This is a genomic window from Cobetia sp. SIMBA_158 (assembly GCF_046566945.1).
Classification (GTDB): Bacteria; Pseudomonadota; Gammaproteobacteria; order Pseudomonadales; family Halomonadaceae; genus Cobetia; species Cobetia amphilecti.
This window is the reverse complement of the sequence record NZ_JAWJYL010001143.1, coordinates 1-233: the sequence shown is the minus strand read 5'-3', so window position 1 is coordinate 233 and position 233 is coordinate 1. Positions and strand designations below refer to the sequence as shown.

1 protein-coding gene is annotated in these 233 nt (G+C 73.0%); it reads left to right on the top strand.

The window, feature by feature from the left end:
* Positions 1-226, top strand: a 226-nt coding sequence (locus tag R2R70_RS23330; RefSeq protein WP_410979396.1) for a hypothetical protein, incomplete at its 5' end; no start/stop codon positions are given.
* Positions 227-233 lie beyond the last annotated feature (7 nt).

The following is a 233-nucleotide window of genomic DNA, read 5'->3' as shown; positions in this document are numbered from 1 at the left end:
CCTCGCGCGCACAGGGGCCACCGGCCAGCCGCCGATGCCCGAAGCCGCCCCGAACGAGGGCGGGCTGCTGTCGCGCCTGTCGCCGGATCCGCACCGGGCGCGGGCCTGGGCCGATCTTGCTGCCACCGTGACCGAGCGCAGCCGTCACGGGCAGGCGGTGAACCTTGACCCTGCCGCGCTGGTCCTAGATACGGTGTTCAAGATGCAGGACACCGCGTCGCGTTGAACGGGCC